This is a genomic window from Cytobacillus sp. NJ13 (assembly GCA_030348385.1).
GTDB lineage: Bacteria > Bacillota > Bacilli > Bacillales > Cytobacillaceae > Cytobacillus.
Genome location: JAUCFP010000006.1, coordinates 1,585,185 through 1,607,136, shown reverse-complemented (window position 1 = coordinate 1,607,136; position 21,952 = coordinate 1,585,185). Strand labels below are relative to the sequence as shown.

The window sequence follows — 21,952 nt, the reverse complement described above, 5'->3', positions numbered from 1 at the left end:
AAGGAGGAGAATTAGTTGACTGGAAGCGAAATTCGACGTTCCATGCCGCTTTTTCCAATTGGTACTGTCATGCAGCTGACTGATCTGACCGCCAGGCAGATTCGCTACTATGAAGAGCACCAATTAATTTCTCCAGCTAGAACAGACGGAAATAGAAGGCTTTTTTCCTTAAACGACATCGATGTCCTTCTGGAAATTAAAGATTTGATTGATCAAGGCGTGAACATGGCTGGGATCAAGCAGCTATTTTTCGTAAAAGAACAGCAAGCGATAACTGAAAACATGAATAAGCAAGCAGAAAAAGCGAGACGTGATCTATCAGATGAAGATATACGGAAACTCCTTCGCAAGGAAATTGTGCAGGCGGGCCGATTTAATCGTTCATCATTGCGTCAGGGCAACATGCACCGCTTTTTCCATTAAAAAAGCCGTTTTTAAGCTCGTTGATATTGTCTTGGGTTTCTGAGCGCACATTAACAGAGCAAAAAATAAATCACTCATGTAAATTTAAGGGAGGAACTACCAGTGGCAAAGTTTACTAAAGAAGATATTAAGCGTATTGCAGAAGAGGAAAATGTAAAATTCGTACGTTTGCAGTTTACGGATATTCTTGGAACTATCAAGAACGTGGAAATTCCGATCAGCCAGCTTGAAAAAGCTCTTGATAACAAAATGATGTTTGACGGGTCTTCAATCGAAGGTTTCGTGCGTATTGAAGAGTCAGACATGAATCTATATCCAGACCTTGATACATGGGTGGTATTCCCTTGGACAGCAGAGAAAGGAAAGGTTGCACGTTTGATCTGTGATATTTACAATCCGGACGGAACTCCATTCCTTGGCGATCCGCGCAGCAACTTAAAACGTATTTTAGCGGAGATGGAAGAGTTAGGATACTCTGATTTCAACTTAGGGCCTGAGCCGGAATTCTTCCTATTCAAGCTAGACCAGGCTGGAGAGCCGACTCTTGAACTGAACGATAATGGCGGATACTTCGACCTTGCGCCAACTGACCTTGGAGAAAACTGCCGCCGTGATATCGTGCTTGAGCTTGAAGAAATGGGCTTTGAAATTGAAGCATCCCACCATGAGGTTGCACCTGGACAGCACGAAATCGATTTCAAATATGCGGATGCATTAACAGCTTGCGACCAAATCCAGACGTTCAAGCTGGTTGTTAAAACAATTGCCCGCAAGCACGGCCTGCATGCGACATTCATGCCAAAACCGCTGTTCGGTGTTAACGGATCAGGCATGCACTGTAACGTTTCATTATTCAAGGATGGCAAAAATGCATTCTTCAACGAAACAGGCGATCTTCAATTAAGTGAGGATGCCCGTCACTTTATCGCAGGAATCATCAATCATGCGACAGCATTTACTGCAGTAACAAACCCAATCGTTAACTCTTATAAGCGTTTGGTGCCTGGTTATGAAGCACCTTGTTATGTTGCTTGGTCAGCGCAAAACCGTTCACCGTTAATTCGTATCCCTGCTTCCCGCGGTGTAAGTACACGTGTTGAAGTAAGAAGTGTAGACCCTGCTGCAAACCCATACCTTGCAATGGCTGTACTTCTAAAAGCTGGTCTTGACGGAATCAAGAACAAATTGACTCCTCCGGCACCAGTAGACCGCAACATCTATGTAATGAACAAGCAGGAACGTGAAGAAGAAGGCATCAAGGATCTTCCGGCTACATTGGCAGCTGCACTTGATGAGCTTAAGAAGGATGAAGTCATCGTATCCGCTCTTGGCGAACATATCTTTGAACACTTCATTGAAGCAAAAGAAATTGAGTGGGATATGTTCCGTACGCAAGTGCATCCATGGGAGCGTGAGCAGTACCTGAGCATGTACTAAAAAGTAAACCCCTTTACACCACTGGTGTTGAGGGGTTTTTATATACGGGCAGAAATTTAATAAAGTTTATATATTTTTGCTTTGCCCGGAAAATGCCCGATTTTAAAGCAAAAAAATTATTCAAGGACATTTTTCATGTATTCCTCGAATTTACTCATTTTTTCAGTTTCAATCTTTTTACTAATATGCGAATAAACATCTGCGGTTATTTGAATGCTTCCATGTCCCAATCTCTCCTGGATGTATTTCATGTCTGCCCCTGCTTCTAATTTTAAATAAGCTTCAAAAATCTAGAGCATTGTAGGTGGATGATATGGGAATAGCTGGACCTATTAATCAAAAGATATTTCAAAGCGAAAAGAAGAAATTTGTCCTTGGTCAGTTAATTGAATTAGGAGTTAGAGAGCCGCAGCATGGTATTCCCATCGATGAATTAAAATATGACGAATTAAAAGTATGAATTGCTCTTGGCTTCATTCAGAGTAATCGATGCTGAAAAAGATGAAAATAGGTGGTTCTGATGACAAAGAAACCTAATCCGGTATTGCAAAAGGCAAGAGAAGAAGCCTAACAAGGGGATTTGCGAAAAGGGAAGTATATTAATCAGTGGATAGAGCCTTTTTACTTTTCTTTTTATTAAGAATTTGAGGTTTTCTTGAAACTACAATTAAAGAAATAATAAAGCTAATCGCTAAGATTGCTGATAATGTCCATGCAAAAAGTTCGAGTGGTGTCATTATTTAATGACCTCCTTCTTTGGGATTTATCTAAAAGTTATGCTGACATACTTGTTAATATCCCAAGAAAGCTAATATAAAGGAAACAAAAGAAATACATTATGTAGAGATGAACAAGGTTAAGGTCCTGTGCTGTTAATCCAAAATATCCGAGGATTAGTGCAAAAAATGCCAGAGACCGGAAAAATTTAATATCAAAAAAATGCGGATAAAGTACTAAAAAAGAAACCCCTTGACACTATTGGTGTTGAGGGGTTTTTGTATTCGGGCAGAAATTTTATAAAAGTTATGTTTTTTGCTTTGCCCGAAAACTGCCAGATTTTAATGCAAAAAAATTATACAAGGGAATTATTTAGGGGCACGATTAAAACGATAAAAGGTATCATCATTGCCCCAAACCTGCAAAATTTAATTTTTTCCTTTTTAAATTAACCTGCCTCTATAGTTGAATAAAAAGAACGGCTGTAAAATGGCAGCCGTTCTTTAAGTAATGCACCCATTTGTTTAAGTAGAAATCTTAACAATCTTTTCTTAACCTAACAATACCTAATCTCTTAAATGTGTTAGGGCATTTCAAAAAGCGCACTCTTTTTAAAGAAAAGCGTTGCGGAATAATAAAAATCGCGAAAGAGCTGCAAAAATAGCACCTTAGCCCCTTTATATAGTTTCTCGGAAATTAAATTTCCATTTTAGCTCTATTCTTTGGACTAGAGTATTTATTATTGAATATTTACGAAAACCTTCCCACTTGCAAAACAAAAATTCCACTAACAGCAAAGTAAGTTTTTTAAAAACAGGCAGTAACACGCACCTGTACATAGGAAGCTTGTCCCTTTCAAATTTAACTCCTTTACATATATTGAATCATGTAAGCAATAAATTAAAAGGAGAGAAAAAAATGGAACAAGAAACCTCAAATAGAATATCACCATTTCAGTCCCTTATTGATTCCTTAGACCCTAGACTTTCATTTGTTTGGTTACCGCCGATAGGAGACGGAACGACTGCCCCAAGTATATTTGATAACTCACTTCAAGGCTATATTACTGTAACCATAGAAAATCTGACGACAGGTGTTACACTCGATCAGTTAGAAATTCTCGCAAATTCCGAAAGCAATTATAGAGTTAACTGGAGAGCAAGAAATGTTCAACGAGGAGATCAAGTTCAATTTCTCGTTGAGGTAAACGAAGTTACTCGAAATGGGGTAGAACTTTCACCTATTGAACTAGACCCTGTTGTTGTTACGGTCGCACCAAATACGTTTCTTAATAATCAGAACGTTCCGATTAGATTTAGAATTGATAACGATCCCGTCATCCGTGCCCGCCAGTTAAATATTCAGGGTGATACAGCCACGCAGATTGCAGAACAATTAAATGCTGAGTTCTTTTTAACTTTCCAACAAAGTGCCTTAATTCTTACCAACGAGGCATTCACTGCACTCGAGGTAGCAGGTGCAATTGTAACAGTATTTGACTTAGGAGTTTCGGAAACTGCCAATCTTCTAAGATCGCTGGGGTTTGATGTAATTGGAATTGCTCAAGCGCTTCAACAAGTTTTCGGTTTGGGTGCTCAGGCTGCGGCCACTATCTTAAAGGACATCGGTTTTGTTGTTACGGAGGTTGCTCAAGCGCTTCAACAGGTTTTCGGTTTGGGTGCTCAGGTTGCGTCACTAATCTTAAAAGCAATCGGGTTTGTTGCCAACGAGATTGCGGCTGCTCTTCAGCAAGTTTTTGCATTGACTGCTCAAGCAACGGCTGAAGTCTTGAAAGCAATTGGGTTTGTTGCCAACGAAATTGCGGCTGCTCTTCAACAAGTTTTTGGATTGGCTGCCCAAGCAGCGGCGAATATCCTAAAAGCAATCGGGTTTGTTGCCAACGAGATTGCGGCTGCTCTTCAACAAGTTTTTGGACTGGCTGCCCAAGCAGCGGCGAATATCCTAAAAGTAATTGGATTTATTGCCAACGAGATTGCAGCTGCCCTTCAACAAGTATTTGGATTGGCTGCCTTAGCAGCGGCTGAAGTCTTAAAAGCGATCGGGTTTGTTGTTAACGAGATTGCGGCTGCTCTTCAACAAGTTTTTGGACTAGCTGCCTTAGCAGCATCTGAAATCTTAAAAGCGATCGGGTTTGTTGTCAACCAGATTGCAGCTGCTCTTCAACAAGTATTTGGACTAGCTGCCTTAGCAGCGGCTGAAATCTTAGAAGGGATCGGGTTTGTTGCCAACCAGATTGCGGCTGCTCTTCAGCAAATATTTGGACTAGCTGCCCTAGCAGCGGCTGAAGTCTTAAAAGCGATAGGGTTTGTTGTCAACGAGATTGCAGCTGCTCTTCAACAAGTATTTGGATTGGCTGCTCAAGCAGCCGCTGTAGTCTTAAATGCGATTGGGTTTGCTTTCAACGAGATTGCGACTGCTCTTCAGCAAGTTTTCGAATCATCTTTGCTGCAAATAAGTCAGATTCTCAAGGATGCTTTTTCCTTTACTGCAAAAGCCATTGCTCAACTTCTAAACAGTGTATTTGATGTAACGAACGATATTGTTGCAAGTATATTAAATGATCTTGAATATGCTTTAGGAGAAATAGGCGAGGCACTTGAAGATGTATTTGGAGATGTTGGCGAATTTTTCTGTGATCTTGTTTCAGATATTCCTGTTCTTGGTGACCTATTTTGCTAGATACTGTAAAATAGCTTAACATCAATAGGTTACCAACAAATTCACCGTGGATGATAATCCTGCTTCTTAAGTATAAGTAGAAATCAAAAGCTCTTCTCACTCGAGAGGGGCTCTAATAATTTTCTTCAGTAATTTCCTCAAAAGTGACTCCATAAAACTCTGCAAGCTTTTCTAATTTGTCTTTCCTGGGAAAACTCTTATTCAAATCCCAATAGCCAATAATAGTATAATGAACCCCGATAGCTTTAGCTGAGAGTGTAGTAATTGTGGGATGAAGAAGTCAATTTAATAATTGGCTTTTTTTGTTTGCTTAAAAATACAAAGCCCGAGGGTTTTTCCGAACGCAAGTGCACCCATGGGAGAGCGAGCAGTACCTGAGCATGTACTAAGAGGTAAGCCCCCTGCTGCCATTGGCAGCTGGGGATTTTTTGATTGGAAAGCAAAAGACAGTATATTGCCTAAATCACAGGCTATTTACTGTCTTGATTTTTGTTATTTAAAAACTATTGATTTTTTCTTTTGCTGCTTTATCTTGATCGGTTTTATTTCCGCGTAACGATATAAAGCAATTAACATAGGGAGCGGTAAAATTAAGTAGAAAAAGTTAATGTAATGGAATACCATATTGCCTGGTATTGTAAGAAAAAACTGTATCCTGCTATATAAGAATAATAATAACAAAAACAAGAATAGGCTTTTCCAAAGTTTTTTATTTAATATTTGTTTGCTGTAAGAATAACCGAATAATCCTATAAGGCCAACAACAGATAAGGGCAAGTAATAATTAGTGAAAGATAACCAATACCCAGACCAATTAATTTTATCAGAATAATTTAATAGTAAAAGTAAATTTCGAAAAGTAGATATTAACATGATCCAAAAATAAATTTTCCAAAACAAGTTCATGAGCCCCTTATATATAACTTAGAATTCTATTGAAATATTATCATAAAAGTCATCAAGAGACATACATAAATTACGGATTTGATAAGGAAAACTAAGATGGCAATGGCAAAACTTTTTTGAGAAAATACTAATAGGGAATTTTAACAATTTCATTATTCAATTATTAAAGCGGTTCTAATTAAAATACAAAAACCCCGTTTGCTGATGAACGAGGTTTTAACTAATTTGTATTTCCCTGCATCTCTCTATTCTTTATGTCTGATCTTTAAGAAATCGAGACATGTCAGCAGTGCATCTCCTCCAAATCCTGCAATCACCGCAAGGAGAACTACCTTTAAGGCAGAGTCAGGATCTGAAGATACGACCAAAAAAACAGCCGCCAAAGCCCCCATGATTACTTCTTCAAAGACCCCCAGATAGATGAATTTTTTTGTCCTTCTGGGTTTGACCATTTTGCCTTCTTTCCGAATATGTCCAACGACACCGACCAGCCCACCAATCAACAAAGCGAAGGTAATGTTCAAAAACATTTTTTCTTCACACTCCTAAAGTCGAGATTTTGGACAAGCGACCTTAGGTTGATTCTCGGTGTATTACCATTATATAGAAAGTGGCTATAAATTAATATGCATAAAAATACCGAATTTTCTGAACAATAAAATAGTCATACATGACTGTAACTTTATGCCAAATGATAAAGTATCAGTTACTTTCGTATGATTTCGCTAATAGCATCAGGTAATAGGAACTGATAACCTTCTTAAAATTGGAAAAAATAAAAAGCAGGCAGAGGCTGCATGCTTTTTATCATTTCTATTAATGCATATGGCGGTATACACCTATAACCTTGCCAAGGATGGAAACATTTCGAATGATGATAGGTTCCATTGTAGAGTTTTCCGGCTGAAGCCGGATAAAGTCCTTTTCTTTGAAGAATCTCTTGACAGTTGCTTCGTCTTCCTCTGTCATAGCAACCACGATATCTCCATTATTTGCAGTGCTCTGCTGTTTGACGATGACATAGTCGCCATCAAGGATTCCGGCTTCAATCATACTTTCGCCCATGATTTCAAGCATGAATACATGCTCGTCAGCAGGTGCCATTCTTTCTGGAAGAGGGAAGTATTCTTCAACATTTTCAATGGCGGTTATTGGCTGCCCTGCAGTTACTTTACCGACGATCGGAACATTGACTGCACTGACCTTAGGGATGTGAGAAGACTCGTCCAGATCTAAAATTTCAATGGCGCGCGGTTTAGTGGGATCCCTGCGGATCAGCCCTTTGCTTTCAAGTCTAGCAAGATGGCCGTGAACTGTTGAGCTTGAAGCCAGGCCGACTGCTTCCCCAATTTCCCTTACAGAAGGCGGATAGCCTCTCAATTTAACTTCTTCTTTTATAAACTCTAATATATCTTGCTGCCTTTTTGATAATTTCACCATCTTTATGCTCCTCGTATGTTTTTGTTGTCTCAATTATAGCATCAATTACCATATGATACAAACATAAGTTCGAATTTTTATTGACACAAAACAAATGTTCGGTCTATAATAAAAACATCAAATGCGAACATATATTCTTTTTAGAGGTGGTATATCATGCTGGAAAAATTGTGGAAATCATATTCTTATGCTATTATTCTCTTCGTTTTAAGCTTGGCAGCATCGTTTATTATGCTCGTGCAAATAGAAACTCCTGATACGGAAAAGTTTGTGAAAGTCACTGTTGCAGAAGGCGACTCTTTATGGAAGATTGCTGAGAATTTTTCGGCTGAACATTCGCTGTCTACAGATCAATTTATTAATTGGGTAGAACAAAATAATGAGATCGCGGCCGGAAGGATTTTTCCGGGCGATGAAATTGTTATTCCAGTAAAAGCACTGGATGATGAGCCTTTTAAAGAGCTTGCCAGTTCAGACCTCTATGAATAAGGAGAAGTTATGAAAGCAATTATTTACTGCAGGGTTAGTACAACAAAGGATACTCAGGAAACGTCCCTTTCAAGGCAGGAAGAAGAGCTGGTGAATCTGGCGAAAAAGCATGATTTTGAAGTGGTAAAGGTGATTCGCGAACAGGCCAGCGGATACGATCTTGAAAGAGACGGTATATTGGAGCTTTTAGACTTAATTAAAGAAAAGGATATCAAGGTTGTCCTCATTCAGGATGAAACCAGGCTTGGGCGGGGCAATGCAAAGATTGCAATACTCCATTGCGTCTTAAAAGAAGAAGTCCAGCTGTACAGCATTTCGAATAACGGCCAGCTCGAGCTTTCGGAATCAGATTCGATGGTGCTGAACATTGTTGGGATGGTAGAGGAGTATCAGAGAAAGCTTCATAACATCAAAATCAGACGCGGCATGCAGCGGGCTGTTGATAAAGGATACCGGCCCGAGAAGAACTTAAGCAATCAGGGAGCAAATGGCGGCAGGGAAAGAATAGAGGTGCCGATAGAGGAAATTGTCCGGCTAAGGAAAAACGAGTTAACATTTGCAGAGATTGCTGCAACACTCAGGGGCTTTGGCTATAATATCTCAAAAGCAACTGTCCATAGAAGGTATAAAGAGCATATGGAATCACTTGCTGAATAGAGCACTTTTCTTGTCAAAAGTGTTCTTTTTTAGTATGATGGCAGTTGAGTTTCAGTATTGTTCCATATCTGAAGCTACTGTATAATAAGAACTTCTATTTAGAATATCCAAAGGTAAACTTTTGATATAAAGGAGCTTTAATATATGCTGCCAAAACAAAAACTTGCCCGAATTAATGAACTGGCAAAGAAGGCAAAGGAATCAGGATTAACAGAAGCAGAAGCGAAAGAACAGACTTCTCTCCGCAAAGAGTATTTGGAGACTTTCCGCTCTGGCATGCTGAACACGCTTAAAGGTGTTACAATTGTTGATCCGAAAGGAAACGACGTAACTCCGAAAAAGCTGAAAGAATTCCAAAATAAAAACCGCCTTCACTAATATTATAAATGCAAGGGATACACAATGCTGTATTCCTTCTTTTAATAGAATGCGGAGATGACTTTTACGGATCTTTTGCCGGATATCTCCGCTTTTTTACATATGCCGGGTCTTTTTGTGTCAATATAGTAACAAACCGGCTTTTTTGTCCTTTTCCTGACCCTATTGGTTGTGAAAAAAAGGGACACCCGATAATATTAAAAGAGTAAAGAATTACTACTCGAAAGGATGTATTGAATGTTTAATCACACAGATGAACTATCCATCAGTTCCATTCGTACTTTATCAATCGACGCCATTGAAAAGGCGAATTCCGGCCATCCGGGGATGCCGATGGGTGCAGCGCCAATGGCTTATACACTTTGGACACGCTTCATGAACCACAACCCGAAAAATCCAGAATGGTTCAACCGTGACCGTTTCGTCCTTTCTGCTGGACATGGCTCTATGCTTTTATACAGCCTTCTTCATCTTTCCGGCTATGATGTTTCCATGAATGACATTAAAGAGTTCAGACAGTGGGGAAGCAAGACGCCTGGCCACCCAGAATACGGCCATACTCCAGGTGTTGACGCAACAACAGGCCCATTAGGACAAGGTATTGCAATGGCTGTGGGTATGGCAATGGCTGAACGCCACCTGGCTGCGACATACAACAAAGACAACTTCAATGTTGTTGACCACTATACATACAGCATCTGCGGGGACGGAGACCTTATGGAAGGTGTTTCGGCTGAAGCTGCTTCCCTTGCCGGCCACTTAAAGCTTGGAAGACTGGTTGTTCTTTATGATTCAAATGATATCTCACTTGATGGAGACCTTGATAAGTCTTTCTCTGAAAGTGTTGAACAGCGCTTCAAGTCATACGGCTGGCAGTACATCCGTGTAGAAGACGGCAATGATCTTCACGAAATTGCAAAAGCAATTGAAGAAGCGAAACAAGATGAAAGCCGCCCGACGATGATCGAAGTGAAAACTGTCATCGGCTACGGTTCTCCAAACAAATCAGGCAAATCTGATGTTCACGGCGCTCCGCTAGGTGCTGACGAATTGAAATTAACGAAAGAAGCCTATAAGTGGACCTTCGAAGAAGATTTCCATGTTCCACAGGAAGTATATGATCACTTCAAGCAGCAGGTTGTGGAAAGCGGCTCTAAAAAGCAGCAGGAATGGGAAGACCTTTTTGCACAGTACAAAGAAGCACATCCTGAGTTAGGAAAACAGCTGGAGCAGGCAATCAATGGCGAGCTTTCTGAAGGCTGGGATAAAGACATTCCTGTTTATGAAGAAGGAAAGAGTCTTGCAAGTCGTGCTTCTTCCGGAGAAGTGCTAAATGCAATCGCACAGAACCTGCCTTCATTCTTTGGCGGATCTGCTGACCTTGCAGGCTCCAACAAAACAATGATCAAAGGTACAGGTGACTTTACGGCTGAGTCATTTGACGGCCGCAACATCTGGTTCGGTGTGCGTGAATTTGCAATGGGTGCTGCATTGAATGGAATGGCACTTCACGGCGGATTAAAAGTATTCGGCGGAACATTCTTCGTGTTCTCTGATTACCTGCGCCCGGCAATCCGTCTGGCTGCACTTATGAACCTGCCTGTTACGTATGTATTCACACATGACAGCATTGCTGTCGGTGAAGACGGCCCTACGCATGAGCCTGTAGAACAGCTTGCTGCATTGCGTGCAATGCCAAACCTATCTGTTGTCCGTCCTGCTGATGGAAATGAAACAGCATCTGCCTGGAAAACAGCAATCGAATCAACAAACAAGCCAACTGCATTAGTATTGACCCGTCAAAACCTTCCTACATTAAAAGGAACAGATTCAGCGGCTTACGAAGGCGTACAAAAAGGTGCTTATGTTGTTTCACCAGCTTCCAACAGCATTGCGGATGTATTATTGCTTGCTGCAGGATCTGAAGTCAGCCTGGCTGTTGAAGCACAAAAAGCGCTTGAAGGCGAAGGCATCCATGCATCAGTAGTCAGCATGCCTGCCTGGGACCGCTTCGAAGCACAATCAAAAGAGTATAAAGAAAGCGTAATTCCTAAGACAGTCAAGAAACGTCTTGCCATTGAAATGGGAACTTCACTTGGATGGCACCGTTATGCAGGTGACGAAGGCGATGTTCTTGCAATCGACACATTTGGCGCATCTGCACCAGGTGAGAAGATTATGGAAGAATACGGATTCACAGTTGAAAACGTTGTAGCACGCGTAAAAGCATTGCTGCAGGGATAATATTAACTGACGAGGGAGAGCTGAGAGGCTCTTCCTTTTTTGTATGGTTGGTTCTCTAAAAAATAGGATTACATTTCAGTAAAACCGGGAAAATAACGAAGTAAATATTTTGTTCTTCTAATATAGCAGCTCTCCCACCAAGAATCCTCATAATCAACTGAATTCTTCGTTTTCGACAAAATTAGTGAAAGTTTTTAACATCTTCAGACAGATTCCTTATGTTTGGTTGCTTATAATTGAAAGAAATGGATCGTACCGGAAGGAGGGGCCAGATGAGAGCTTATCAATTGTATTTAATAGAAGATGAATTCGCGTCCCATTATTTTGGCAGAGAACGGATGTTTTTTCAGTTGTTTGAAGAGTATGAGCGTTCGTCAGGTGAAATGAAGTCTATTCTATCGAAGCAAATTGATTTTGTGACTAAGCCAATCCCGGGTTTGAAAGTGCATCAATACATCCATCAGCAGCTGCAGCGAAAAAAGGACTTTATTATAGAAAAAAGTGCATACTATATAGAGATGAGTAAAAGAAGCAGGGCGAGGCTTGAAGTGTTTGAACGGAGCCTGGTTTTAGAAGCGGGTGGCAGCTATGAGGCAGAGACGGTATTTTTCGAAGTGCTGCGAAAAAGCGAGTCTTCCTTCCTGGCTGTTGACCTCCAGCATAAGCGCTATGGGTGGCTAAAACCGATAAAAGAGAGAAAATTCGTCTAAAATAAGAGAAAAAATGAAGCAAATATTGTATAATAACCTTTGGTCTAGTACACTGTATGATAGACAACATGAAGGAGGAAGTTAGTATGGGTATGTACATTCTAGTTGGTGTACTGGCGCTTCTTGCCGGTGTAGCACTAGGATTTTTCATTGCTCGAAAATATATGATGAGCTACCTGGAGAAAAATCCGCCAATTAACGAACAAATGCTTAAAATGATGATGATGCAAATGGGCATGAAGCCATCTCAAAAGAAAATCAACCAAATGATGAATGCCATGAACAAGCAGTCAGGCAAGTAATCAGGGACAAGCATCCCATCGGAAACCACTTTTCTGTTACAATACAAGGAAGGTGGTTTTTTTATGGCAAAAATGAAACCTTTTTTGAACCAGACCGTATTTATACTATGACAAATCATGAAAGGAACGAGCAAATGAAAAAAGTATTTCTAATAGGGCTCCTTACCGTTTCTATGTTATTAAGCGGCTGTTCCGTTCTGGGAGAAGTGAATAATTCCATTGACTATGTTAATGAAGCGACTGATCATATCAATACGTTAAGCGACTTTGCTGAAGAGGCTCCGCAAATGATTCAGGATGCGGCAGCGGATCCGGCATTAAAGCAGGAACTTGAAGACCGTTTGACGACACTTAAGCAGGAAGTTGAAGATTTTATCGCCCTTCAAGATATCCCGACGATTGCAGAAGATGTTCATCAGGAGCTGGTGACCCAGAATAAAGCGCTTCTGGCTGAGATCAATAAAGTATTGGAGAACGGCAACCTGGCACTGGATCAGCTGGAGAACTCTGAGCTGTTCACTACCATTAATGAGGCAACAAGCCTGATAAACCGCATAGAAGCATTAGGCCAATAAAGCATCCGTCAGGGTGCTTTTTTCTGAGAGAAAAAATCTTCCTTATTTTCTCAATATTTGTTAAACTATTTAAGCTATTATGTTTCGGATTTCGGAGGATGGGGTATGAAGGTTTTTTTGGATTTGATGTGGTTTTTTAAACAGGAGAAAAAAGCTTATGTAAACGGGATCATTCTGCTGTTATTTGTGGCTCTGCTTCAGCTGGTCCCGCCCAAGGTTGTCGGCATTGTGGTCGATTCGATTAAAAATGGCGAGCTGACTGCAAAAGCATTATTAATGTGGATTGGACTTCTTGCTGTTGTTGCCCTCATGATGTATGTGCTCCGCTATTATTGGAGAATTATGATTTTCGGTTCGGCCGTTAAGCTGTCCAAACTCCTGCGCAACAGGCTTTATCAGCATTTTACGAATATGTCACAGTCCTTCTACCAGAAAAAGCGGGTGGGGGATTTAATGGCCCATGCGACAAATGATCTGCAGGCGATTCAGCAGACAGCAGGCGCCGGGGTCCTCACATTTGTCGATTCACTGGCGACAGGCGGTTTCGTTATCATCGCCATGGCGACAACAATCAGCTGGAAGCTTACATTGATCAGTCTGATTCCAATGCCGTTCATGGCACTTTTGACAAGCTGGTATGGAACACTTCTTCATAAACGGTTCCACAAAGCACAGGAGGCTTTTTCTTCACTGAATGACAAAACTCAGGAAAGTGTTTCAGGAATTAAAGTCATTAAAACATTCGGCCAGGAAAAAGAAGATATTGAAGATTTCCGAAGGCAGTCAGAAGATGTAGTGCAAAAAAACATTTCTGTTGCACGGGTTGATTCTTTGTTTGATCCGACGATCAGCATTATTGTAGGGATCTCTTTCTTCCTTTCTATTGCATTTGGATCAAGATATGTTATTGCAGGAGAGCTGACAATCGGGCAGCTGGTTTCATTTACTACCTATCTTGGTCTCCTGATTTGGCCGATGCTCGCATTTGGCTGGCTGTTCAATATTGTCGAGAGAGGCCGCGCCTCCTATGATCGAGTCTCTGCGCTTCTTGCAGAAGAAATCGATATTAAGGATGATGAGACTGGCATTAATGAAGTTCCGAGCGGTGATATTGCGTACAAGATTGAGGAGTTCGCCTATCCGGGTGAACAGAAAGCGCTGCTTAAGGATATTCATTTTAGACTGGAAAGAGGAGAGACTCTCGGCATAGCAGGTAAAACGGGTGCTGGCAAAACCACACTGCTGAAGCTATTGATCCGTGAGTTTGAAGGCTATAAAGGGGAAATAATTTTTGCCGGACATCCAATAAATCGCTATAAAATCGAAAAACTGAGGGAAGCGATTGGCTATGTCCCGCAGGAGCACTTCCTGTTCTCGGCCACCGTTGCGGAAAATATCGCTTTCACTAGGCCAGATGCAGACCTTGAAGATATTTATGCGGCAGCGAAACTGGCCAATATCCATGAAGATATTCTCGATTTCACAGATGGATATAAAACCGTTGTTGGAGAAAGAGGGGTCTCGCTATCCGGAGGACAGAAGCAGCGTATTTCCATTGCACGAGCCATTCTGATGAAACCGGAAGTATTGATTTTGGATGACTCCCTTTCTGCCGTTGATGCGAAAACAGAGGAAGCGATTCTCGCTTCATTGCGTGGTGAGCGGGCAGGCAAGACAACGATCATAACCGCTCACAGGCTGAGCGCCATTCAGCATGCGAATCTCATATTGGTGATGGATGAAGGGAAAATTGTTCAGCAGGGATCACATGAGGAACTGATGGCTGAAGAAGGCTGGTATAAGAATATGTATCTGCGTCAGCAGCTGGAAGAGCTTGTGGAGCATGGGGGATAAGACTATGGAAAAGACACCGATTATGAAGGGAAAAGAGCAGCGGAAGGTCCTTTTCCGGCTGCTTTCCAATACAAAACCGCATAAGAAAACAATTATACTTGCCTTCAGTCTGCTTCTGTTAACGACGATTGGAGACATCCTAGGGCCGATTCTTGTCAAAATTTTTATTGATGATTATTTAACACCAAGGAACCTGGTTTTCGAGCCGTTATTTGCCCTTGGTGCAGCCTATCTGGGCATTCAAATTATGAATGTGCTGGTATCCTATTTTCAGCTGCTGAAATTTCAGGAAATTGCGCTTAAAATCATTCAGCAGCTGCGTGTGGATGTCTTTTCAAAAGTTCAGTCACTGGGCTTGAGATACTTTGATAAAACGCCTGCCGGAAGCATTGTATCAAGGGTTACCAATGATACAGAGGCAATTAAAGATATGTTTGTCAGTGTACTGGTTACCTTCATTCAGGGAGCCTTCCTGCTGACAGGGATCTTTGTGGCGATGTTTATCCTGAATGTGAAGCTGGCCCTATTCTGCCTGGTGATTCTCCCGATTCTTTTTATTATCATTCGCACGTACCGTAAATACAGTTCGGTATTTTATAAGGACTTAAGGGAAAGGCTGAGCCAGCTGAATGCAAAGCTGAGTGAATCACTGCAGGGAATGTCCATCATCCAGGTATTCAGGCAGGAAAAAAGGCTGCGGAAGGAATTTGGCGATATCAATGAGCAGCATTACCAAGCAGGTATGCGCAATATCAAAATGGATGGTCTGCTGTTAAGGCCGGCCATTGACCTTGTGTATGTTCTGGCACTTATTATTGTATTGAGCTTCTTTGGTATTTCTTCCTTTAACAGTCCGATCGAAATCGGTGTGCTGTATGCCTTTGTCAGCTATCTGGACCGCTTCTTTGAGCCTGTGAATCAGATCATGATGAGGCTTTCTATGTATCAGCAGGCAATCATTGCGGCTTCAAGAGCGTTTGCGCTGCTGGACGAAAAGGAACTTGCTCCGGCACAGGAGGATAACCTGTCTGATGGAATTATGGAGGGAGAGATTGAGTTCAGGAACCTCAGCTTCTCCTATGACGGCAAACGGGATGTATTGAAAAATATTACTTTTACAGCCAAGCCGGGTGAAACAGTTGCCCTGGTTGGCCATACCGGCAGCGGCAAGAGCTCAATCATTAATTTAATGATGCGATTCTATGAATATGAGCGCGGCGATATTTTCATTGACGGAAAAAGCATTAAGTCTTATTCAGCTGAAGAATTGCGCACGAAGATGGGGCTAGTCCTTCAGGATCCTTTCCTATTTTTCGGGACGATTAAGGATAACATCAGACTTCATAATAAGAAAATGACAGTTGAAGAGATTAAAGCTGCCGCTCAGTTTGTTCAGGCCCATACATTCATAGATAAGCTGGAAGACGGATATGAGCATGCGGTGGTTGAGCGCGGATCGACTTTCTCGAGCGGGCAAAGACAGCTTATTGCATTTGCAAGAACAATTGCTGCCAATCCGAAAATTCTTGTCCTGGATGAAGCAACAGCCAATATTGATACAGAAACAGAGGAAGCGATACAAACCGCACTGGGAAAAATGCGGAAGGGCCGCACGACAATTGCGATTGCTCATCGATTGTCTACGATACAGGATGCAGAACTGATTCTCGTTCTTCATCAAGGGGAAATAGTAGAAAGAGGAACGCATCAGGAATTGCTTGCAAAGCGCGGCTTGTATCATAAAATGTATCTGCTTCAGAACGGGTCCGCTGAGAAAGTGGAAGATGCAGTAGGTTAATAGAAAAGACGTGTGATTGCCCACACGTCTTTTTGTTTCTTAAAAGGTGTAGGATTCTCCATCTTCAGGCACTAATACTTGATGGGAGATTCCTTTGTCTTTACTGTAGCTTTTTAATTCCTCTTTTGAGAGTGTCCAATGGTTGACCGCCTCCATATGGACAGAAATAATCTTGGCATCTGGGGCAGCTTTGGAAACTGCATAGATATCCTCTTTCCCCATAACAAGCGAGCCGCCTTCAAGAAACTGGTTATCTCCGCCATTTACTACAATGACTTCAGGATTGTGTGTTTCAATGACTTCCTGAACAGCATCATACCAAACTGTATCTCCTGCTACATAAAGTGTTTTTTCACAGTGATGTTTGAAGACCACTCCACAAACAAGACCGGCCAGTTTTAAAATTTCGCCCCTGCCATGTTCGCCCTTTGTTTTTATTAGTTGGATATCTCCAAAAAATGTATCTTCATGGAGGACTTCAATATTATTAAAACCTGCATTTTTCACTTCAGCAGCATCTTCTTCATTTTGCACAAACATTTTAATGTCCTTTGGCAATGCTTCTTTGGCTGCATCATCAAAGTGGTCTAAATGCAGGTGGGTAACAATCACGGCATCCACATTATGAATGATCTCATCAATGGAGACTGGCAACTCCGTTAAAGGATTGTTTTGATCTTGCCTTAATGAATTCGGGAAAGGCGGGTAAGTCCCTTTTTCTGCTAAGAAAGGGTCAATTAAAAACTTTTTCCCTGCATATTGGACAACTAGTGTAGCGTTACGGATTTGCTGTATATTCATATTAATGTACTCCTTTTCTTTGATTTACGTATAGTTTATACTAGGACCCATTGGCACTTACATAGATAAAATCAAGTCTTTTTGCCGTTTAACTTGAAAAGTGAAAGGAGTTGAAGAAATGCTGGATCATACGGATCAGCGTATTTTAGAGGAACTGTCCAAAAACAGCCGGATCACCATGAAGGAGCTGGGGGGGAAAGTCCATTTAACTGGCCAGGCGGCAGCATCAAGAGTGGCGAAATTAGAAGATCAGGGCGTTATTGAAGGATACACAATCAAAGTAAACCAGGATAAATTAGGATTTCACATCCATGCTTTTATTACGGTTATTACTCAAAGTATGTATCATCAGCCGTATCTGACTTTTGTCAAAGCACAGGAGGAAATCATTCATAATTTTAAAATCAGCGGAGATGGCTGTTATCTGCTGGAATGCAAATTCCCATCTAATGAACGGTTAGATCAATTTTTAACACACTTGAATAAGCATGCAAACTACAAATTATCGATTGTTATTAATAAATAGATGTTAAGGATATAGAGAAGGATTCATGAAGAGAAATGAATGTAAAAAACAGCCTGCATTGGTTGCATGGCTGTTTCTTAATGTGTCTGCACTTTTTTTATAAAGGTTCGGTTATATTCATTTAATAGGGCATCCAGTTCCTGGCTGTACCGGATTGCTGCGGCAGAGCTTAAGCCGCTTTTCATGGCCACTTGAATTAACTCTGTTCTTTTTTGTTCAATCAATGTAAGCAGTTCCTGTTTACACATGGCCAATAGTTCCTCTCTGATTATTTCTTATATGTAGGCCTTACTCTGCCAATTCGGTTCCATGTCAAAAGCTGAAAGATAATAACAGAATTTGTTAAGTCCTATACTAGTATATCGAATTATGGTAATTAATTCAAAAGAAACTTGTTTTAAACTTTAATAACATTTACATTAAAAATACATGTTTTAGGTTGAAATTTAATATCAATTATTATAATAGCAGTTGGTTTACTCAGAAATGTGTGAAATTTTCAGGACACAAAATGTTCACATTCTATCCATTATCTTTTCTATATGGGATTTGTTAGAATGAAATGGGAATGAATGAGTATCAGGAGTTGTGACTATGACAGATTTGAATGTATTTATTGCATTAGGGGCAGGGTTCTTAAGCTTCATTTCACCTTGCTGCCTGCCGTTATATCCAGCATTCTTATCGTATATTACAGGAATGTCTGTAGGGGAGATTAAAGAAGAGAATGCGATGCTGCAAAGACGGAGCATGCTGCACACGCTATTCTTCCTGCTTGGATTTTCGGCTATTTTTATTGCAATTGGGTTTGGGACTACTTTTATTGGCCGTTTCTTTACTGAATATCAAGACCTCATCCGCCAGCTTGGGGCAATATTTATCTTCTTCTTTGGCCTGCTGGTAGTGGGAGTCATCAAGCCGGAATTCTTAATGAAAGAAAGACGATTCGAGTTTAAAAACCGTCCTGCCGGATTGCTTGGTTCGGTATTAATCGGAATGGCATTTGCTGCCGGCTGGACCCCGTGTACAGGACCGATTCTCGGAGCCGTGATTTCACTCGCAGCATCTAATCCAAGCTCAGCAATGGTTTATATGATTGCCTATATCCTTGGTTTCGGAATTCCATTCTTTGTGCTTTCGTTCTTTGTCGGCAAGCTGCAATGGATCAGACGAAACAGCGCCAAGATTATGAAAATCGGCGGCGTATTGATGATGATCATGGGTGTTGTCTTATTCTTTGACTGGATGACAAAAATTATTGCGATACTTTCACCGTTATTTGGCGGATTTACAGGTTTCTAAAAAGCAGGAGCACATTCAAATTGGGAATGTGCTTCTTTTTTTGCTATAAGCAAAAAGGGCTATGTCAGCTGGTCGAAATTTGTCATATTCTTTCAATTGAAATTAATCTGATACTTCGATATATTGAAATATGTGTTCCTTGGGCGTGGAAAAGTGTATCTCTCTAAAGGAATATTTTTTTCTATTGGATGTTTTATAATTGTTTTTATGGGTATTTTTTACTATGAATGTAGTATAATAGAGATATAGCTTCCAATGCACTACAAGGGGGAAATAGCGGTGGCGAGAATTTTAATAGTAGATGATGCAAAGTTTATGAGAGTTACCCTTGGCAGCATTTTGAAAAAAGCAGACCATGAAATTGTGGGAGAAGGGGAGAACGGAATAGAAGCCGTGCACCTATTCGAAACTCTAAAACCTGATCTGGTGATGATGGATATCACAATGCCTGAAATGAGCGGACTTGAAGCTGTCAGGGAAATTAAGAGGGACAACCCTAATGCAAAAGTAATTATGTGTTCAGCCATGGGCCAGCAGAAGGTAGTGGTTGAATCCATTGAAGCTGGCGCGAAAGATTTTATCATAAAACCATTTGATGAAGGCCGTGTATTAGAAGCTGTGAATCGGGTATTAAGCTAAGAGATGACTCAGGGTACCCTGGACATAAGGATGTGTCCGGGTATCAGCTGGAGTGGCTTTTTTATTGAACTTTTATCCTTCTGAGTACCTAAATCAAGCCTATTAAGATATAATATGGTTAGTAATCAAATGAAATAGAGGATGAAATCGAATGGACTTTGTATTAATTTCATCAATCGGTGCCGTTTTTATGGCGATCTTCGTGATGTTCATCCGCATGAAGGCCGCAAAAAAGCCGGCTTCCGCCAAGAAAATCATCTTGCCGCCGATTTTTATGAGCACAGGTGCTCTTATGTTTGTCGTTCCTTATTTTCGCGTTACCCCAATGGAGATACTGGAAGCAGCCACAGTTGGAATGCTGTTTTCCATCCTTTTAATTAAAACATCCTCCTTTGAAATCAGGGATAGCGATATTTATCTGAAGCGTTCCAAGGCATTCGCTTTTATATTGATAGGATTGCTTGTAATCCGGATTAGTGGAAAAATGGTCCTTAGCTCAACGATTGACTATGGTCAGCTGAGCGGTATGTTCTGGATTCTCGCGTTTTCAATGATCTTACCGTGGAGGATAGCGATGTATATGAATTACCGGAAGCTTCATCAGGAGCTGCATGGGTCAGGGAATCCGAAAACAACTTGATAGAATGAAATCCGCCGGGCATGGGCTCGGCGGATTTTTGTGTTTGGATTAATGGACACCATTCTTGGGGTCCCAAAGTCCATACATCTTCCTGATTTCTACGATTTGGCCGATGTGATAGGCGTTGTGGATGGTTAGATTGGAAATGACAGACGACCAGGGTTCAATTGGTTCCTGGTAGGCGGATGAGAGAAGCTTTTCTTCACTGCATTCTTCCAGGGCTTTGATCCATTCAGACAATACGTTTTGAAGAGCTTTTTTGGCAGAGTGCCAATCCTCTTCAGTAACGGATTCATTGGTGCTGAATGTTTCGTCATTTGCGATATGGGTTTGAGCGAGAGGCAATTCTTTGAATCTTGTTAGATAGCGGTCATTCCAGAAGGTAAGGTGGGTGACGATCTGCCAGACCGAATTGGCGGTTCCAGACTTGAATGATGCTTCTTTTGCTGATAGTCCTTCGATGGCAGCTGATAACGGGACAAACCAATTGGGCTGGTCGAGGCAGGCGGATAGCTGTTTTAGTAAGACTTCTTTTGTGGTCATTGGATTTCTCCTTTTTGGGTAGAGTACTCTTCATTTCTATTCAATAAAGTTAGAGAGTATCCTTTTTTAAGTTCGGAATAATAAAAAACCATTTCGGAGATCCGAAATGGCTTAGAATAAATGTTCATATGGAGTCATGTTTATCTGTTTTTCTGTCAATTTCTTTCGCAGGAATTTGTGATCCCGTTTTGGAGTGGCTAGAATATAGCCTCGAATCAGGAGGTCCTGATTAATTTGTGCTGCCTTTTCCTTTAGGGCAAGTTCGCCGATTTTTCCGGCTATTTTCATTCTTGCTACATCCCTGAACAGTTCAGGCACTGGACTTACGAGATCCTCAAGCAAATCTTTTTCCTTCTGCTGCCAAAGATGGCGCGTTTCATTGACATAATGCTCTTCCCAATCCAAATCTGATTTGCCATCTTCTTTCGGCATTCGCTTTAAGAATTTGCGGAACATAAAAAAGCCGCCGATCGCGAAGAAAGAAATCAAAACAACAACCCAAAACAATATAAAATACATAAACCAGCCTTGTAGCATTTCCTTCACCTACACACATATTTTCCTGTCCTTATTATAAGCCTTGTCCCGCCAAACGACAAGAAAGGAAGCATTAGTCTTGAAAGCAGCACCATTTGCCTTTATAATAGGAAGAGTCTTTACGGGGCTGATTGGGGTGCTGGTGCCCTCCACGGTCTTCAAAACCGCTTGTGACCTGCGTGCCAGGTCAGCTGGGTTCGATTCCCAGGCGGTCCCGCCAAAATAAGATTTTCAACGTTACATCGAATAAGTGTTTGACTTATTCCCAAACGGATTTCGACCAGTCTCACGAAAAACTGTGTTTGGCTGTAACGAAAAACCGTTTTAGACTGAT

25 protein-coding genes and 1 tRNA gene are annotated in these 21,952 nt (G+C 41.1%); 18 read left to right on the top strand and 8 right to left on the bottom strand.

Translation table 11 applies throughout. From position 1 onward, the window contains the following. Positions 1-15 precede the first annotated feature (15 nt). Together QUF73_07775 and glnA are read left to right on the top strand one after the other, a co-directional pair. The gene (locus QUF73_07775; GenBank protein MDM5226107.1) at positions 16-423 is read left to right on the top strand and encodes a MerR family transcriptional regulator; all 408 of its coding nucleotides are present in this window, start codon (positions 16-18) and stop codon (positions 421-423) included. Between the two features lie 102 nt (positions 424-525). After that, positions 526-1,860, top strand: coding sequence for a type I glutamate--ammonia ligase (glnA, locus tag QUF73_07770; protein MDM5226106.1), 1,335 nt, complete (start codon positions 526-528; stop codon positions 1,858-1,860). A 116-nt stretch (positions 1,861-1,976) separates the two neighbouring features. Here glnA and QUF73_07765 read toward each other — a convergent pair whose 3' ends face one another. Then, the gene (locus tag QUF73_07765) at positions 1,977-2,111 is read right to left on the bottom strand and encodes a hypothetical protein (GenBank protein MDM5226105.1); all 135 of its coding nucleotides are present in this window, start codon (positions 2,109-2,111) and stop codon (positions 1,977-1,979) included. A gap of 62 nt (positions 2,112-2,173) precedes the next feature. Between QUF73_07765 and QUF73_07760 the strand changes: the two genes are divergently transcribed. Then, entirely contained in the window at positions 2,174-2,320 is a 147-nt protein-coding gene (locus tag QUF73_07760) for a hypothetical protein (protein ID MDM5226104.1), read from the top strand. Positions 2,321-2,459: 139 nt separating this feature from the next. Here the strand turns inward: QUF73_07760 and QUF73_07755 are convergent, their stop codons facing one another. Next, a complete protein-coding gene (locus tag QUF73_07755) occupies positions 2,460-2,597 on the bottom strand; it encodes a hypothetical protein (protein ID MDM5226103.1) in 138 nt (45 codons plus the stop codon). An 898-nt stretch (positions 2,598-3,495) separates the two neighbouring features. Between QUF73_07755 and QUF73_07750 the strand changes: the two genes are divergently transcribed. Next, positions 3,496-5,277, top strand: a complete 1,782-nt coding sequence (locus QUF73_07750) for a hypothetical protein (protein MDM5226102.1) — start codon at positions 3,496-3,498, stop codon at positions 5,275-5,277. 1,151 nt (positions 5,278-6,428) lie between these two features. Here the strand turns inward: QUF73_07750 and QUF73_07745 are convergent. Next, positions 6,429-6,713 (bottom strand): DUF4257 domain-containing protein, encoded by a 285-nt coding sequence (locus QUF73_07745; GenBank protein MDM5226101.1) that lies wholly within the window; start codon positions 6,711-6,713, stop codon positions 6,429-6,431. 286 nt (positions 6,714-6,999) lie between these two features. Continuing rightward, positions 7,000-7,623 carry a transcriptional repressor LexA gene (lexA, locus tag QUF73_07740; protein ID MDM5226100.1) on the bottom strand — a complete coding sequence of 208 codons (624 nt, stop codon included), beginning with the start codon at positions 7,621-7,623 and terminating at the stop codon, positions 7,000-7,002. Positions 7,624-7,779: 156 nt separating this feature from the next. Between lexA and QUF73_07735 the strand changes: the two genes are divergently transcribed. From QUF73_07735 to QUF73_07695, 9 genes are all read left to right on the top strand, one after another. Next, the gene (locus QUF73_07735) at positions 7,780-8,112 is read left to right on the top strand and encodes a LysM peptidoglycan-binding domain-containing protein (GenBank protein MDM5226099.1); all 333 of its coding nucleotides are present in this window, start codon (positions 7,780-7,782) and stop codon (positions 8,110-8,112) included. 9 nt (positions 8,113-8,121) lie between these two features. Continuing rightward, positions 8,122-8,769, top strand: a complete 648-nt coding sequence (locus QUF73_07730; protein ID MDM5226098.1) for a recombinase family protein — start codon at positions 8,122-8,124, stop codon at positions 8,767-8,769. A gap of 144 nt (positions 8,770-8,913) precedes the next feature. Beyond that, positions 8,914-9,147, top strand: a complete 234-nt coding sequence (locus QUF73_07725) for a DUF896 domain-containing protein (GenBank protein MDM5226097.1) — start codon at positions 8,914-8,916, stop codon at positions 9,145-9,147. 237 nt (positions 9,148-9,384) lie between these two features. After that, positions 9,385-11,391: a transketolase gene (gene tkt / locus QUF73_07720; protein MDM5226096.1), complete on the top strand. Its 2,007-nt coding sequence runs from the start codon at positions 9,385-9,387 to the stop codon at positions 11,389-11,391. A 272-nt stretch (positions 11,392-11,663) separates the two neighbouring features. Beyond that, complete coding sequence (sirA, locus tag QUF73_07715; protein ID MDM5226095.1) at positions 11,664-12,101, top strand: sporulation inhibitor of replication protein SirA; 438 nt, start codon at positions 11,664-11,666, stop codon at positions 12,099-12,101. 86 nt (positions 12,102-12,187) lie between these two features. After that, entirely contained in the window at positions 12,188-12,403 is a 216-nt protein-coding gene (locus QUF73_07710; protein ID MDM5226094.1) for a YneF family protein, read from the top strand. A 134-nt stretch (positions 12,404-12,537) separates the two neighbouring features. After that, positions 12,538-12,978 carry a DUF6376 family protein gene (locus tag QUF73_07705; protein MDM5226093.1) on the top strand — a complete coding sequence of 147 codons (441 nt, stop codon included), beginning with the start codon at positions 12,538-12,540 and terminating at the stop codon, positions 12,976-12,978. Between the two features lie 105 nt (positions 12,979-13,083). Further along, positions 13,084-14,832, top strand: a complete 1,749-nt coding sequence (locus tag QUF73_07700) for an ABC transporter transmembrane domain-containing protein (protein MDM5226092.1) — start codon at positions 13,084-13,086, stop codon at positions 14,830-14,832. Between the two features lie 4 nt (positions 14,833-14,836). Next, positions 14,837-16,630 carry an ABC transporter transmembrane domain-containing protein gene (locus QUF73_07695; GenBank protein ID MDM5226091.1) on the top strand — a complete coding sequence of 598 codons (1,794 nt, stop codon included), beginning with the start codon at positions 14,837-14,839 and terminating at the stop codon, positions 16,628-16,630. A gap of 39 nt (positions 16,631-16,669) precedes the next feature. Here QUF73_07695 and QUF73_07690 read toward each other — a convergent pair whose 3' ends face one another. Continuing rightward, entirely contained in the window at positions 16,670-17,431 is a 762-nt protein-coding gene (locus QUF73_07690; protein ID MDM5226090.1) for an MBL fold metallo-hydrolase, read from the bottom strand. Between the two features lie 118 nt (positions 17,432-17,549). Between QUF73_07690 and QUF73_07685 the strand changes: the two genes are divergently transcribed. Next, a complete protein-coding gene (locus QUF73_07685) occupies positions 17,550-17,957 on the top strand; it encodes an Lrp/AsnC family transcriptional regulator (protein MDM5226089.1) in 408 nt (135 codons plus the stop codon). Positions 17,958-18,034: 77 nt separating this feature from the next. On the opposite strand, the gene QUF73_07680 is transcribed toward QUF73_07685, so the two are convergent. Beyond that, on the bottom strand, positions 18,035-18,205 hold the full coding sequence (locus QUF73_07680) for an aspartyl-phosphate phosphatase Spo0E family protein (GenBank protein ID MDM5226088.1): 171 nt from the start codon (positions 18,203-18,205) through the stop codon (positions 18,035-18,037). 346 nt (positions 18,206-18,551) lie between these two features. Between QUF73_07680 and QUF73_07675 the strand changes: the two genes are divergently transcribed. The 3 genes from QUF73_07675 (at position 18,552) to QUF73_07665 (ending at position 20,538) form a co-directional block, all read left to right on the top strand. After that, on the top strand, positions 18,552-19,259 hold the full coding sequence (locus tag QUF73_07675) for a cytochrome c biogenesis protein CcdA (protein MDM5226087.1): 708 nt from the start codon (positions 18,552-18,554) through the stop codon (positions 19,257-19,259). 279 nt (positions 19,260-19,538) lie between these two features. Then, the gene (locus tag QUF73_07670) at positions 19,539-19,898 is read left to right on the top strand and encodes a response regulator (GenBank protein ID MDM5226086.1); all 360 of its coding nucleotides are present in this window, start codon (positions 19,539-19,541) and stop codon (positions 19,896-19,898) included. A gap of 151 nt (positions 19,899-20,049) precedes the next feature. Further along, a complete protein-coding gene (locus tag QUF73_07665) occupies positions 20,050-20,538 on the top strand; it encodes a cytochrome c biogenesis protein CcdC (protein ID MDM5226085.1) in 489 nt (162 codons plus the stop codon). A gap of 48 nt (positions 20,539-20,586) precedes the next feature. Here QUF73_07665 and QUF73_07660 read toward each other — a convergent pair whose 3' ends face one another. Next, positions 20,587-21,081 (bottom strand): DinB family protein, encoded by a 495-nt coding sequence (locus tag QUF73_07660; protein MDM5226084.1) that lies wholly within the window; start codon positions 21,079-21,081, stop codon positions 20,587-20,589. 111 nt (positions 21,082-21,192) lie between these two features. Beyond that, a complete protein-coding gene (locus QUF73_07655; protein ID MDM5226083.1) occupies positions 21,193-21,618 on the bottom strand; it encodes a DUF2621 domain-containing protein in 426 nt (141 codons plus the stop codon). Between the two features lie 123 nt (positions 21,619-21,741). Between QUF73_07655 and QUF73_07650 the strand changes: the two genes are divergently transcribed. Further along, positions 21,742-21,838, top strand: a tRNA-Sec gene (locus tag QUF73_07650). Positions 21,839-21,952 lie beyond the last annotated feature (114 nt).

What these genes read in the sequence shown, in the direction of transcription:
- sirA (MDM5226095.1), top strand. Translation starts at nt 11,664, where the DNA reads ATGAGAGCTTATCAATTGTATTTAATAGAAGATGAATTCGCGTCCCAT.
- QUF73_07760 (MDM5226104.1), top strand. Translation starts at nt 2,174, where the DNA reads ATGGGAATAGCTGGACCTATTAATCAAAAGATATTTCAAAGCGAAAAG.
- QUF73_07660 (MDM5226084.1), bottom strand. Translation starts at nt 21,081, where the DNA reads ATGACCACAAAAGAAGTCTTACTAAAACAGCTATCCGCCTGCCTCGAC.
- QUF73_07745 (MDM5226101.1), bottom strand. Translation starts at nt 6,713, where the DNA reads ATGTTTTTGAACATTACCTTCGCTTTGTTGATTGGTGGGCTGGTCGGT.
- tkt (MDM5226096.1), top strand. Translation starts at nt 9,385, where the DNA reads ATGTTTAATCACACAGATGAACTATCCATCAGTTCCATTCGTACTTTA.
- QUF73_07700 (MDM5226092.1), top strand. Translation starts at nt 13,084, where the DNA reads ATGAAGGTTTTTTTGGATTTGATGTGGTTTTTTAAACAGGAGAAAAAA.
- QUF73_07765 (MDM5226105.1), bottom strand. Translation starts at nt 2,111, where the DNA reads ATGAAATACATCCAGGAGAGATTGGGACATGGAAGCATTCAAATAACC.
- QUF73_07680 (MDM5226088.1), bottom strand. Translation starts at nt 18,205, where the DNA reads ATGTGTAAACAGGAACTGCTTACATTGATTGAACAAAAAAGAACAGAG.
- lexA (MDM5226100.1), bottom strand. Translation starts at nt 7,623, where the DNA reads ATGGTGAAATTATCAAAAAGGCAGCAAGATATATTAGAGTTTATAAAA.
- QUF73_07655 (MDM5226083.1), bottom strand. Translation starts at nt 21,618, where the DNA reads ATGCTACAAGGCTGGTTTATGTATTTTATATTGTTTTGGGTTGTTGTT.
- QUF73_07710 (MDM5226094.1), top strand. Translation starts at nt 12,188, where the DNA reads ATGGGTATGTACATTCTAGTTGGTGTACTGGCGCTTCTTGCCGGTGTA.
- QUF73_07675 (MDM5226087.1), top strand. Translation starts at nt 18,552, where the DNA reads ATGACAGATTTGAATGTATTTATTGCATTAGGGGCAGGGTTCTTAAGC.
- QUF73_07725 (MDM5226097.1), top strand. Translation starts at nt 8,914, where the DNA reads ATGCTGCCAAAACAAAAACTTGCCCGAATTAATGAACTGGCAAAGAAG.
- QUF73_07750 (MDM5226102.1), top strand. Translation starts at nt 3,496, where the DNA reads ATGGAACAAGAAACCTCAAATAGAATATCACCATTTCAGTCCCTTATT.
- QUF73_07755 (MDM5226103.1), bottom strand. Translation starts at nt 2,597, where the DNA reads ATGACACCACTCGAACTTTTTGCATGGACATTATCAGCAATCTTAGCG.
- QUF73_07735 (MDM5226099.1), top strand. Translation starts at nt 7,780, where the DNA reads ATGCTGGAAAAATTGTGGAAATCATATTCTTATGCTATTATTCTCTTC.
- QUF73_07695 (MDM5226091.1), top strand. Translation starts at nt 14,837, where the DNA reads ATGGAAAAGACACCGATTATGAAGGGAAAAGAGCAGCGGAAGGTCCTT.
- QUF73_07665 (MDM5226085.1), top strand. Translation starts at nt 20,050, where the DNA reads ATGGACTTTGTATTAATTTCATCAATCGGTGCCGTTTTTATGGCGATC.
- QUF73_07705 (MDM5226093.1), top strand. Translation starts at nt 12,538, where the DNA reads ATGAAAAAAGTATTTCTAATAGGGCTCCTTACCGTTTCTATGTTATTA.
- QUF73_07690 (MDM5226090.1), bottom strand. Translation starts at nt 17,431, where the DNA reads ATGAATATACAGCAAATCCGTAACGCTACACTAGTTGTCCAATATGCA.
- QUF73_07730 (MDM5226098.1), top strand. Translation starts at nt 8,122, where the DNA reads ATGAAAGCAATTATTTACTGCAGGGTTAGTACAACAAAGGATACTCAG.
- QUF73_07685 (MDM5226089.1), top strand. Translation starts at nt 17,550, where the DNA reads ATGCTGGATCATACGGATCAGCGTATTTTAGAGGAACTGTCCAAAAAC.